This is a genomic window from Streptomyces sp. NPDC053427, assembly GCF_044544985.1.
GTDB lineage: Bacteria > Actinomycetota > Actinomycetes > Streptomycetales > Streptomycetaceae > Streptomyces.
The window spans coordinates 177,951-190,354 of the sequence record NZ_JBITYA010000003.1 but is presented as its reverse complement, the minus strand read 5'-3'; the positions used below and the strand labels follow the sequence as shown (position 1 = coordinate 190,354).

11 protein-coding genes are annotated in these 12,404 nt (G+C 72.9%); 10 read left to right on the top strand and 1 reads right to left on the bottom strand.

Annotated features, from left to right (window positions below; genetic code table 11):
- The first annotated feature begins 194 nt into the window (after positions 1 to 194).
- Positions 195 to 950 (top strand): (2Fe-2S)-binding protein, encoded by a 756-nt coding sequence (locus ACIGWZ_RS08850; RefSeq protein WP_400062305.1) that lies wholly within the window; start codon positions 195 to 197, stop codon positions 948 to 950.
- Between the two features lie 67 nt (positions 951 to 1,017).
- Here ACIGWZ_RS08850 and ACIGWZ_RS08845 read toward each other — a convergent pair whose 3' ends face one another.
- The gene (locus ACIGWZ_RS08845; protein ID WP_400062303.1) at positions 1,018 to 2,511 is read right to left on the bottom strand and encodes an alpha/beta hydrolase; all 1,494 of its coding nucleotides are present in this window, start codon (positions 2,509 to 2,511) and stop codon (positions 1,018 to 1,020) included.
- A gap of 145 nt (positions 2,512 to 2,656) precedes the next feature.
- Between ACIGWZ_RS08845 and ACIGWZ_RS08840 the strand changes: the two genes are divergently transcribed.
- The 9 genes from ACIGWZ_RS08840 to ACIGWZ_RS08800 are packed head-to-tail and all read left to right on the top strand — an operon-like array spanning position 2,657 to position 12,382.
- Positions 2,657 to 3,913 carry an ATP-grasp domain-containing protein gene (locus ACIGWZ_RS08840; protein WP_400062301.1) on the top strand — a complete coding sequence of 419 codons (1,257 nt, stop codon included), beginning with the start codon at positions 2,657 to 2,659 and terminating at the stop codon, positions 3,911 to 3,913.
- Positions 3,910 to 4,758 carry a Rossmann-like domain-containing protein gene (locus tag ACIGWZ_RS08835; protein WP_400062299.1) on the top strand — a complete coding sequence of 283 codons (849 nt, stop codon included), beginning with the start codon at positions 3,910 to 3,912 and terminating at the stop codon, positions 4,756 to 4,758. The genes ACIGWZ_RS08840 and ACIGWZ_RS08835 overlap by 4 nt, the downstream gene beginning before the upstream one ends.
- Positions 4,755 to 5,846, top strand: a complete 1,092-nt coding sequence (locus tag ACIGWZ_RS08830) for a PLP-dependent cysteine synthase family protein (protein WP_400062298.1) — start codon at positions 4,755 to 4,757, stop codon at positions 5,844 to 5,846. Before ACIGWZ_RS08835 ends, ACIGWZ_RS08830 begins: the two co-directional genes overlap by 4 nt.
- Positions 5,843 to 6,904 carry a dipeptide epimerase gene (locus ACIGWZ_RS08825; protein WP_400062295.1) on the top strand — a complete coding sequence of 354 codons (1,062 nt, stop codon included), beginning with the start codon at positions 5,843 to 5,845 and terminating at the stop codon, positions 6,902 to 6,904. Before ACIGWZ_RS08830 ends, ACIGWZ_RS08825 begins: the two co-directional genes overlap by 4 nt.
- Positions 6,888 to 8,132 carry an MFS transporter gene (locus ACIGWZ_RS08820; protein WP_400062293.1) on the top strand — a complete coding sequence of 415 codons (1,245 nt, stop codon included), beginning with the start codon at positions 6,888 to 6,890 and terminating at the stop codon, positions 8,130 to 8,132. The genes ACIGWZ_RS08825 and ACIGWZ_RS08820 overlap by 17 nt, the downstream gene beginning before the upstream one ends.
- Positions 8,133 to 8,145: 13 nt before the next feature.
- The gene (locus ACIGWZ_RS08815) at positions 8,146 to 8,955 is read left to right on the top strand and encodes a class I SAM-dependent methyltransferase (protein WP_400062291.1); all 810 of its coding nucleotides are present in this window, start codon (positions 8,146 to 8,148) and stop codon (positions 8,953 to 8,955) included.
- A gap of 33 nt (positions 8,956 to 8,988) precedes the next feature.
- Positions 8,989 to 10,560 carry an ABC transporter substrate-binding protein gene (locus ACIGWZ_RS08810; protein ID WP_400062289.1) on the top strand — a complete coding sequence of 524 codons (1,572 nt, stop codon included), beginning with the start codon at positions 8,989 to 8,991 and terminating at the stop codon, positions 10,558 to 10,560.
- Positions 10,557 to 11,510: an ABC transporter permease gene (locus tag ACIGWZ_RS08805; protein ID WP_400062287.1), complete on the top strand. Its 954-nt coding sequence runs from the start codon at positions 10,557 to 10,559 to the stop codon at positions 11,508 to 11,510. The genes ACIGWZ_RS08810 and ACIGWZ_RS08805 overlap by 4 nt, the downstream gene beginning before the upstream one ends.
- Complete coding sequence (locus ACIGWZ_RS08800) at positions 11,507 to 12,382, top strand: ABC transporter permease (RefSeq protein ID WP_400062285.1); 876 nt, start codon at positions 11,507 to 11,509, stop codon at positions 12,380 to 12,382. Before ACIGWZ_RS08805 ends, ACIGWZ_RS08800 begins: the two co-directional genes overlap by 4 nt.
- Positions 12,383 to 12,404: the final 22 nt, after the last annotated feature.

Here is a 12,404-nt window from a genome sequence, read left to right as displayed (position 1 = left end):
CGGCAACAGCTGCACGGCCACGCGCGCGCGCCGGTCGACGGCATGTCGAGCCGGGAGAGGTCGGTTCGCGGGGCGCCGTCCACCGGATGCGACATACGCAGGCGATCAAGTCGGCTCGCCGAAGACACCGCCGACGGTGCCGTGGCGGAGTTACGATCCGGCACGGGCAACCCAGCCCGGACCAAGGAGGACGGGTGGCGCAGGAGCCGATGGCCGCAACGCTCGGGCGCAACGCTGACGTGGGGCCGTTCTTTTCCGTGCGGACCGATGCGGGAGCACCACGCGACCAGGGCTTTCTCCCTCTGGTGGAGCTGTACCGCGAGGAAGTCCCACCGGCGCTGCGCAACCGCGTGGAGACGGTGGCTACGCGGCTCGGCACAGAAGAGAGGCGGGTTGCCGCCTCGCTCGTCTACCAGGGGCTCGCCGGGCGTCTGTGGTCGATCGCCCTCGGACCGGCGGTGCTGGCCGGACGCATCCCCGATCTCAGCGGTGACGCCCTGTGGTGGCATCCGGACCGGAGCACACCCGACGAACTCTGGCTTCCCGCCCCGTCTCCCCTGCCGTCGGCCTCCGAGGAAGACCTCGCGGGACGGCTGCAAACGGCGGTCCTGCACGATCATCTGGTGCCGCTGCACGACGCCGTCACCGCCGTGTTCCCGGTCTCCTCCCAGGTGCTGTGGGGAAACGCCGCCTCTGCCCTGGTCGGCACCCTCCGTGTGCTGCACGGCTGGTGCCGCAGGACAGGCCACCAGGAAGCAGCGGAACGAGCCGTGGCGCTGACGGCATCCCTTCTCGACGCCGCATCGTTGCGCGACTGCGGAACCCTTGATCCGTCCGTCCCTGCCTTCTCACGACGCAGCTGCTGCCTGTACTACCGCGTGCCGGGCGGCGGGCTGTGCGGGGATTGCGTGCTGCGCGAATCCGGCCCCATGGCCGCGCCGGGCCGGTGAGAAGCCAGGGACTCCGGGAGGGCGTTCCGGTCCAGGCAGCGGGGACACCGACCCCCTGCCCGTAGCGTCAGGACGCCGCCGGCAGGCCGGGCCCTTCGCACCGCACGTCCGCCTCCGGCGCCCTCCCGTCGACGAGATATCCCGCCGCGGCGTCGTCCACGCAGGCGTTGCCGCGACTGGCGAACACGCCGTGGGAGTAGTCGTTGTCGAGGGTCACCAGGCGCGAGCCGGGCAGCAGCCGCTGCAACTGGCGCGCTCCTTCGATGGGAGTGACCGGGTCGTGCGCCGAGGCCACCAGCAGGACCGGCGGCGCGTCGGGGCTGCCGAGCGGGGTGCGGTGGGCAGGGCCGTCCTGCCAGTAGGTACAGGTGGACGCTTCCATGCCGGTCAGGACCGGCTGAGGGTCGAGACTCCGGGTGCGGCGGATGTCCGCGACGATCCGCCGCGGCGAAGGCGCGGGGCCGTCGGCGCACTTGACGAGGCGATTGGCGGCCTCGTAGTTGCGTGAGTCCTGGCCGTCGAAGGCGCTCGCGGGCCGGAGACCGCCGACGGCACCGTCATCCAGGTACGCGCGCAGGCCGTCCGCGAGGCCCGTCCAGCGTTCCGTGCGGCCCAGCGCGCGGTACACGGCGCGGTCGAACTCCGACGGTCCGAAGCCGTTCACCGGCCGGGCCGAGAGCCCTTTGCGCATGCGCAGGTAGGCGCGGCGGACCTCGTTGGCGCCGCCGCCCAGCCGGAAGCGGTCGTCGTGATCGGCGGCCCAGGCGAAGAAACGGTCCCGTTGGCGCAGCAGCGCCCGGCTCTGGACGACGTCGAAGTCGTACCAGTTCCAGGGCCCGACCACGCTGTCGAGGACCATGCGCCCGGTGCGCTGCGGGAAGCGGGCGGCGTAGGCGGCGCCGAGGTAGGTGCCGTAGGAGACGCCGAGGAAGTTCGTCTTCCGCTCGCCCAGCGCGAGACGTATCGCGTCCATGTCCCGCACGGTCTGCCCCGTGGAGAGGTACGGCAGCACGTCCTTCGCGCCTGCCGCGCAGTCGTCGGCCATGCCCCGGAGCGAGGTCAGGTACGTCAGTTCCGCGGCATCGCCGACCGGTACGGGGTCCGCTCCCGGGGCGGCGAAAAGGCCGCCCATGTTGCCGCAGTCGACGGGGGCGCTCCGTCCGATGCCGCGCGGGTCGAAGCCGATGACGTCGTACGAACGCCGGACGCTCGCCGGGAGTTTGGCCCGCTTCGTGACCGCGTACGGCAGTCCGGAGCCGCCCGGTCCGCCCGGGTTGACCAGCAGGGCGCCGCGTCGCTCGGCAGGGGCGCCCGAGGCGCGCACCCGGGAGACGGCCAGTTGGATGCGCGGCCCGTGGGGACGGTTCCAGTCCAGCGGCACGCTCAGCCGCGCGCACTCGACGCGCTCCGGCGCAGGTGGAGCGGGGACGGAGTCGGGGCAGGCGGCGAACCGGAGTGCGGGCGGGGGTGCCGCGGCCTGGACGGGTGCGGCGGGGAGGACGGTGGCGGCGAGGGTCGCCAGGGCGCACAGCTGGGCCGTGCGGCGTGCAGAAGGGGTCACGGAGTGTCTCCAGCGAAGATCGTTCGTCGGCCATATGACAATGAAAATGATTATCGATATCGTTCCTTCTCGGCAACACCGGCCGCCTCCCCCGGGGGCTCGTCGGGCTGCCCTGGTATCTGCACGTCAGCCTGGAAGGGAAGTTGTGGCTCATCTACTGGTGGTCGAGAGCTGGGTCGGATCGATGAGCAGGTTGCTGCCACGGGCGATCCGGGAGAGCGGGCACGAGTTCACCTTCCTCACCCGTGACCTGCACCACTACCTGCGCTCCGCCCCCGAGGGCGCGGCGCACCCGCTCCTCGCCGCCCGCCATGTGATCACCGCGGACACCAACGACACCGCGGCTCTGCTGCCCCTGGTGGAGCGGCTGCACGCGGTCCTGGGTTTCGACGGCGTGGTCACGTCCTGCGACTACTACCTGCCGACCGTGGCGCGGATCGCCGGTCACCTGGGCCTGCCGGGCCCGAGCCCCGAGGCGGTCGAGAACGCCTGCCGCAAGGACGCCACCCGCCGCGTCCTCGCCGACGCCGGACTACCCGGGCCGCGCTTCGCCGTCCACGAAGAGTGGGCCGACATCGCGGGCGCCGCGCGGGAGATCGGTTATCCGCTGGTCGTCAAACCCATCGACCTGTGCGCGGGGATGTATGTGCGACGGGTGGACGACGAAACCCAACTCGCCGCCGCAGTACGGGCCTTGGCCGATCTTCCGGTCAACGCGCGCGGGCAGCGGCGGGCGCCCGTGGTACTGCTCGAGGAGATGCTGGACGGCCCCGAGGTGAGCGTCGAGACGGTCTCGCACGCGGGCGCGGTCCATGTGGTCGGCGTGACCGACAAGAGCATCGGCGGGGCGCCGGCGTTCATCGAGACCGGCCACATGTTCCCCGCGGCGCTGACGGCCGCGGACACCGAGGCCGCCGAGCGGACCGCGCTGGCCGCGCTCCAGGCGCTCGGCCTGACCGACGGGGTCGTGGCGCACACCGAGATCAAGCTGACCCCCGGTGGTCCGCGTGTGGTCGAGATCAACCCGCGCCCCGCCGGGAACCGCATCACCGAACTCGTCCGCCACGTGACCGGTATCGACCTCGCCGCGGCCTTCGTGGACGTCTCGCTGGGCCGCGCCCCCGACCTCCGGCGTACCGACACGGGGTTGCGCAGCGCCGCCATCGGCTTCCTCTTGCCGCACACCGCGGGCACCCTCGTATCCCTGGACGGCGGCCCGCTGCGGGATGCGCCGGGCGTGCTGGAGGTCCAGCTCGCCGAGCCCGGCAAGCAGGTGAAGGCGGCGGACAGCAACAACGCGTACCTCGGGCACGTCATGGTGGGCGACCCGGAGGGCAGCGGCGCCCGCGACCGGGTCGAGGCCCTGCTCGCCGAACTGCGGTCCGGGCTGGTGCTCCGATGACCTCCGCCACCTCGGCGTCCGTCCGCGGGACGACGTACGACGAGCTCATACGGCGCACCCTGGCCGGCGAGCTGGGCCCGGATCCCGCCGGTCAGCGGATCGCGGTGGCCTTCACCACGCGGCAGGCCGTACGGCACGACGGGCGTGGCACCGGGTACCGCAACGAGGTGCTCAGCCTGCGGCTCGGCGGGGCCGTCGGTTCGTGCGCGGTCGAGCCGGGTGCGCTGTCCGACGACGCGGTCGAGGAGTGTGTGGGCGCCGATGTGGCGCGGCTGCTGGAGCATCCGCTGCCGCCGGTGCGGGTGGCGGCGCTCGATGCCTATCTGATGCACGTCACCCCGCACACTCCGGACCATGGGGCCCGGCCTGTGCCGTTGCCGTGCGGGACGTCGCTGGAGAAGTCCCGGGCGCGGGCGAGGGCCGTCGTCGAACTCCTCGACCTGCCGCCGGGTGCGACGGTGCTCGTGGTCGGTGTCGTCAACTCCCTGCTGGAAGCGCTGCGTTCGCGCGGTCTCGGTTATGTGCCGTGCGACCTCAAGGGCGGGACGACGGAGTGGGGCGAGCCGGTCGTCGCCGACGCACTCGCCGCGGCCGAGCGGTGCGATGCGCTGCTCGTGTCCGGGATGACGCTGGGCAACGGGAGCTTCGAGCCGCTGCGGGAGCATGCGCTGCGGCACGGCAAGCAGCTGGTGATGTTCGCCCAGACCGGCAGCGCGGTCCTGCCGCGCTTCCTCGGCCACGGGGTGAGCGCGGTGTGTGCGGAGCCGTACCCCTTCTTCTGGCTGGACGGCGGCCCCGGCACCGTCCACCGCTATCGCGCGAACCGACCTGGAGGTACCCCGTGACCGTGACCGACGTCGGGCCGGCCGTCGCCCGCCCGGAGCTGCTCACCCTGCTCGGCCGCACGCCCTTGGTACGCATCACCACCGAGCTGGCGGGCCCGCACCCCGGTTTCTGGGCCAAGCTCGAAGGTCTCGGCGCGGGCGGTATGAAGGCGCGGGCCGCGGTATCGATGCTGCTGGGCGCCCGTGACCGAGGTGAACTGCGGCCCGGCGCGCCGGTGGTGGAGTCCACGTCGGGCACGCTCGGCATCGGCCTCGCCTTCGCCGGACAGGCCCTCGGCCATCCCGTCGTGCTGGTCGGCGACAGTGAACTGGAGCCGTCCATGCGGATGCTGCTGCGCTCCCACGGGGTGCGCCTTGAGCTGGTGGACCGGCCCGCCCCGGAAGGCGGCTGGCAGGCGGCCCGGCTCGCCCGGCTGCGCGAACTGCTCGCGGTGTGGCCCGACGCCTACTGGCCCGACCAGTACAACAACCCCGACAACAACGCCGGTTACGCCTCACTCGCCGCCGAACTCGCCGTGCAGCTGGACCATCTGGACGTCCTGGTGTGCAGCGTCGGCACCGGCGGGCACAGCGCCGGAATCATCGCCCCGCTGCGCCGGCACTGGCCCGCCCTGCGGCTGATCGGCGTCGACGCCGCAGGGTCGACGATCTTCGGCCAGCCGGCCCGCCCGAGACTGATGCGCGGCCTGGGCAGCAGCATCCACCCGCGCAATGTCGCCTACGACGCCTTCGACGAGGTCCACTGGGTCGGCCCGGCCGAGGCGGTGGACTGCTGCCGCCGCCTGGCCCGCGGCAGCTTCGTGAGCGGCGGCTGGAGCACGGGGGCGGTGGCGCGCGTAGCGGCCTGGGCGTCCCGTGTGCACCCCGGCGCGGTGGTCGCGACCGTCTTCCCCGACGGCCCGCACCGCTATCTCGGCACGGTCTACGACGACGACTTCACCGCCGCGCACGGCCTCGCCCCGTCCGCCGCGGCCGTCCGGCCCGTCGAGATCCCGCACCCTCGCGCGGCCGAGGCCACCGGCTGGGCGCGGTGCACGCGCGTCACCGACCCGCTCCAGGCCACTCCCCCCTCGGAAAGGAACCCATGAAGGCCAGCCGGCGCACCGTGCGCCTCGAACTGACCGAGCCGCTGCGCATCTCCCGCTCCACCATGTCCGCCCGTGAAGCCGTATGGCTGACCGTTGAGCACGACGGCCTGCGCGGCCACGGAGAGGCGGTGACCAGCGTTTACTACGGGCTCGACGCCGAGACGCTCCAAGGACTCTTCGCCGCCGTCGGCACGGAGCTCGGTCGCTTCCCCGACCCCGAGAGCGCCCTGGAGGCCCTGCGGGTGGGCGAGTTGGCCGGTGCGGACACTCCCCCGGCCGTGACCGCCGCCGTGGACGCCGCACTGCTCGACCTGGTCGGCAAACGGGCGGGGAGCCCCGTGCACCGGCTCCTCGGTACTCAGATCGCTCCGGTTGCCGCCACGGCCCGGACCATCGGCATCACATCGCCCCTACGCGCCGCCGCCGAGGCCCGCTGCCTCGCCGCGAGCGGCTTCGAGGTGATCAAGGTCAAGGCGGGCGCGCCGGATGCCGAGGACGACGTGGAGCGCGTCCGCGTCATCCGCGACGCGGCGCCCAGGGCGCGGCTGCTGCTCGATCCGAACGGCGCCTGGAGCACGGCGCAGGCCACGGCCCTGCTGCCACGATTCGCCGACCTGGGCGTGGCGGCCGTGGAACAGCCCCTCGCTCCGGGTGACGCCGACACGCTGGGTTCCCTCGCCGAGAAGTCGCCGCTGCCGATCATCGCCGACGAGGACGCCGTCGGTTTCGACGACGCCCGGCGGCTGGCCGGACGGGTGCAGGGCATCAACGTCAAGCTCGCCAAGTGCGGCGGCGTGCACGCGGCCCTGCGCATCGCCAAGTTGATCGAAGGCAGCGGCACCGATCTGATGCTCGGCTGCCTGACCGCCAGCAGCCTCGGCCTGGCGCCCGCCGTGCACCTCGCCGACCGCGCCCGCTGGGTCGACCTCGACGGACATCTGCTGCTCGCGCACGACCCGTGGACGGGGATCGGGGGCGACGACGGCTTCGTACGCGCCAGTGCCCTGTCCGGGCTGGGTGTGGAGCCGCGGGAGGTGGGCCGTGCAGATGTGGCATGAGATGCGCCGCTTCCCGCTCGCGGTCCGGCTGCTGCTGGTCAACCAGCTCGGCGTGAACACCGGCTTTTACCTCCTCATCCCCTATCTCGCGACCCATCTCGGCCAGAACCTGGGCCTGTCGGCGGCCGTCGTCGGTGTCGTCCTCGGCGTACGCAACCTCAGCCAGCAGGGCCTGTTCCTCATCGGCGGCTCCGCCTCCGACCGGCTCGGCGCGCGTGGTGTGATCATCGCGGGCTGTGCGCTGCGCACCGTCGGCTTCGCGCTGTTCGCCCTCGGGGACAACCTGCCCGTGCTCCTCGCCGCGTCCGTCCTCAGCGGCTTCGCCGGGGCGCTGTTCAACCCGGCCGTGCGCACCTACATCGCCCAGGAGGCCGAGGAGCGCAAGGCCGAGGCGTTCGCCCTGTTCAACATGTTCGCCACGACCGGTGCGCTGATCGGCCCGCTGCTCGGCAGCGCGCTGCTCCTGGTGGATTTCCGTACGTCCGCGCTGACCGCGGCCGGGATCTTCGCGGCCCTCACGGTCGCCCAGGCCCTCGTCCTGCCCGCCCGGCAGGTCACGCCGCGGAGGAGCACCGTGCTCGGGGACTGGCGCGAGGTCCTGGGCAACCGTGCCTTCCTGGTCTTCGCGCTCGCCATGGTCGGCATGTTCACCCTGGAGAACCAGCTGTACCTGCTGCTGCCCGACGGGGCGCGACGGGCCACCGGCTGGGACGGCGCGGCGGGCATCGTCTTTCTGGTCGGCACCGTCTCCAACCTCGCGCTCCAACTGCGCATCACGCGGGCGCTCACGTCCCGTGGCAGCAGGGCGCGTTGGATCGTCGTCGGACTCGCCGTGATGGGGGTGGCGTTCCTGCCGCCGACCCTGGTGGCGGACACCGCCTCCCCCGGGTGGCTCGACGCCGTGCCCGTCCTGCTCGGCGCCCTCCTGCTCCACCTCGGCGTGATGATCGCCCAGCCCTTCGTGATGGAACTCATCCCCGGCTTCGGCCGGACCGAGCTGACCGGCACGTACTTCGGGATCTTCTACGTCGTCTCGGGCATCGCCGCCGCCGTCGGCAACGCGGTCGTCGGCTGGGCCATGGACACCGGAGCGGGGGGCGACGCGGGCCGGCTGCCCTGGGCGTGCTGCGTCGTGTTCGGGCTCGTCTCCGCCCTGGGCGTGGCCTGGCTGCGGCGGCTCGGCCGGCTGCCGACGCCCCAGAAGCCCGCGCTACCGGCGACGGCTTGAGGAAGGAACCGACATGACCTCCACGACGGCCACGGCCGCCCGCAACCTGCTCACCGACAACCCCGCGCTGTACGAGGCCCGCTTCCCCGACCCCGACCGGCTCGCCGGACGCTGGACGGAGGACTGCCTGCGGCGGCACGGCGCCGGTCCGCGCGTACTGGACATGGGCTGCGGCACCGGCCGCGACGCCGCCCATCTGCACGGCGCCGGCCGCAAGGTGACCGGGGCCGACCTGTCGGAGGCGATGCTCGCGTACGCCCGCACGCACCACACCGGGCCGGAGTACGTCCGCGCCGACCTGCACCGATTCGAGCTGGGCCGGGACGTTTTCGACGCCGTGGTCTGCCTGGACAGCTCCCTGCTGTACTGCCACACCAACGACCAACTGGACGGCTTCCTGTCCTCCTGCCGCCGCGTGCTGGCCCCCGGCGGCCTGCTGGTCGCGGAGATGCGCAACGGCGCGTACTTCCTGGGCCGCACCGATCCGCTCGACGCCCCCACCGTCCACCGGTTCACCTGGCAGGGCACCGCGTACCGCTCGACGACCACGCTCACCGTGGACCGTACGGCCCAACTCCTGCGCCGTACCCGCATATGGACCGCCGACGACGGTTCCGAGGCCGTCGAGCAGCGCTCCGCCTGGCGGCTGCTGTTCCCGCAGGAGCTGCGGCAGCTGCTGGCCGCGCACGGCTTCGAGGTCCTGGAACTGCACGACGGCCCGGGCCCGCGCACCGACCCTGCTTGGCGCGCGGGCCGGTTGCCCGGCCGGACGACCGACGCCGACCGCCTGCACCTCGTCGCACGACGCGTCGCCCCCCGCTGACACTCACCCACACCACCTCTCAAGGACACCCTCATGCACGACGAACGCTTTCCCGGCCTGCGCCGACGCGGCTTCCTCGCCGCCACCGGCGCCGCCACTCTGGGCGCGCTGGCCCTGACCGGCTGCGGCGGTACCGAGAACCAGGGGCACGATGCGAAGGGCGGCGTGCCTCAGCGCGGCGGACGGCTGCGCGCCGCCTTCGCGGGCGGTGGCGCGAGCGAGACGCTCGACCCGCACCTGTCCAACCTGTTCGCCGACGTCGCCCGCGCCAAGGCACTCTTCGACAAGCTCGCCGACTACGGCGCCGACCTGTCCGCCCGGCCCCGCCTCGCCGAGAAGTGGGAGCCGAACAAGACCCTGGACCGCTGGCGGGTCACCCTGCGCGAGGCCACCTTCCACGACGGCAGGCCGGTCACCGCCCAGGACGTCCTCTACAGCTACCGGCGCATCGCCGACCCGAAGAAGGCCTTCCGCGCCAAGGCCTCCCTGGAACCCATCGACCTCGACGCCAGCCGTGCCACCGGCCGGCGGAGCATCGAGTTCGTGCTCAGGCGGCCGACCGCCGAATTCCCCAACGTCCTGGCCGCCTTCGGCGCGTACATCGTGCCCGAGAACGCCACCGCCTTCGACAGGAAGCCGATCGGGTCCGGCCCCTTCCGGTTCGTGTCCTTCGCGCCGGGCCGCTCGGCGGTCTTCCGCCGCTACGACGACTACTGGGACGGCGCGCCCCACCTCGACGCGCTCGAGTTCCTCGTCGCCAACGAGGAGTCCGCCCGCGTCCACGCCCTCCTCGGCGGCCAGGTCGAGTACGCGCACGAGCTGGATCCCACCACCGCCCGCACCTACGAGGGCAACGGACAGATCGAGATCGTCCGGCTCCGCAACAGCACCATGCAGGCGTTCTGCATGAAGACCGACCGGCCGCCGTTCGACGACAAGCGGGTGCGCCAGGCGTTCTTCCTCATCGCCGACCGCAGGGAACTCGTCGACGGCGCCCTGTCCGGCGCCGGGGAGATCGGCAACGACCTGTTCGGCAAGGGCTACGAGTACTACGCCGACGGCCTCCCGCAGCGCGACCAGGACCTCGGCAAGGCCCGCGCCCTGCTCAAGCGGGCCGGCGCCGAGAAACTGAGGGTCACCCTGGACACCTCGCCCGTCGCCGCCGGCTTCACCGAGGCCGCCGGCATCTTCCGCGACCAGGCCGCGAAGGCGGGCGTCACCCTCGACGTGAAGACGGGCAGCAAGGACGCGTACTGGAGCGACACGCTCGACAACGGCGCCCTGTGCTGCTACCGCTCCGGCGCCATGCCCCTCGACTCCCACCTCTCCCAGCGCCTCCTCACCGACTCCCCCACCAACGCCACCAAGTGGCAGCACAAGGACTTCGACGCGCTCTACCGGCAGGCACAGTCCACCCGTGACAAGAGCGAACGGGCCGCCGTGTACGCACGCATGCAGCGCCGGCTGTACGCCGAGGGCGGCTTCCTCATCTGGGGGTTCGCGGACTGGATCATCGGAACGTCCCCCAGGGTGCGGGGAGTTGAGGTCACCGCTCCCGCCAACACTCTGGACTGGGCCCGCTTCGACAAGGTGTGGCTCGGGTGACGGGACCGCGCTCCTTCGTCGTCCGGCGGCTGCTCCTCGGCGTCGCGCAGACCGTGGCCGTGGTGCTGCTGGTCTTCGCGCTCACCGAGGCACTGCCGGGCGACGCCGCCGTGGCGCTGGCCGGAGACCAGCCGGATCCCGCGCACATCGAGGCCATCCGCGAGACGATGCACCTCGACCGGCCCGCCGCTGAGCGTCTGGCCGACTGGGTGACCGGGCTGCTCCACGGTGACCTCGGCACCTCGCTCACCTCCGGACGCCCGGTGAGCTCATACCTCACCGGCGGCTTCGGCCCCACCCTGCTGCTGGCCGCACTCACCGTGGCGCTGCTCGTCCCGATCGGCTTCGGCCTCGGCATACTGGCCGCCCGCCACGCCGGGGGACCGATCGACCGGGTGGTCAGCTCCGTGACGCTCGCCGTGTACGCGGTACCGGAGTTCGCCCTCGGGGTGCTGCTGGTGACCGTCCTGGCGCTCCGGCTGGGCTGGCTGCCGCCGACCGCCGTCGGGTACGGCACGGATCTGCTCGCCCATCCCGCCGCCCTGGTCCTGCCCGTCCTGGTTCTGCTCTCCCGTCCCGTCTGCTCGCTGGCCCGGCTGGTGCGCGCCGGCATGATCGACGCGCTCGCCTCCCCGTACGTGGCGCAGGCCCGCCGCTACGGCATCTCCGGGGCCCGCATCCACTTCGCCCACGCCCTGCCGGGCGCCCTCGCTCCCGCCGCGCAGCACCTCGCGCGCACCATCGACTGGCTGCTGTGCGGTGTAGTCGTCGTCGAGGCGCTCTACGTGATCCCAGGGCTCGGCACCGTCCTTCTGAACGCCGTCGCCGAGCGCGATGTGCCCGTCGTGCAGGGACTCGCCGTGCTGTTCGGCACCCTGACCGTCGTCCTGAACCTCGGCGCCGACCTCGTCGCCCACCGGCTCGCGCCCCGGGCGGGGGTGGCCGCGTGAAGTCCTCGCGTACGGGCCGCTTCGCCTTCGGCGCGGCCGTCGTCGCCGTACCCCTCGCGCTGGCCCTCCTCGGCCCGTTGGCCGCCGGCGAGCCGGGCCCGCGGGCCACCTCCTTCACTTTCGGCCAGGGGCACTGGCTGGGCACCGACTTCGTGGGCCGGGACGCGTGGCAGCAGGTGCTGCACGGTGGCCGTCCGGTCGTGGTGACCGCGCTCGCCGCCACCGCCCTCTCCTACCTGGTCGCCCTCCCGGTCGGCCTCGTCGGCGCGCTCACCCACCGCCGCTGGCTGGAGGAGCTGCTGATGCGGCCCTTGGATGTGCTGCTCGCCGTGCCGTCGCTGCTGCTGATCCTGCTGGTGGCGTCCGTGTGGGCGCCCGGCCCCGTCGGCCTCGCCCTGCTGGTCGCGCTGGTCAACGTGCCCGACGCGGCCCGCATCGTGCGCGCCACCGCCACGGAGGCCGCGGCCCGGCCCGCGGTGGAGGCCCTGCGCATGCAGGGCGAGACGTGGTGGCGCACGGCCGTCGGCTACGTCGGCCGCGCCACGCTGCGCACGCTCGCCACCGATGCCGGGACGCGGCTGACGGGCGTGCTGTACCTGGTCGCCACGGCCGCGTTCCTGGGCGTCGGCGTCGCGCCGGACGCCGCCGACTGGGCGGTCATGGTCGACCGCAACCGCATCGGCCTGTTCGTCCAGCCGTGGGCCGTGGTCGTGCCCGCTCTGCTGATCGTGGCCCTGACGACGGGCACCAACCTGCTCTTCGACGCCGCACTGGACGACGGCGACGGACCCGTCCGGGTCCGGGGCACGAGGCGCCGGAGCGCGATGACCAGGACCCTTCGAAACCGGGCAGGGAGTGACGTACGTCCGTGAACCACAAGAACGAGAAGACGGA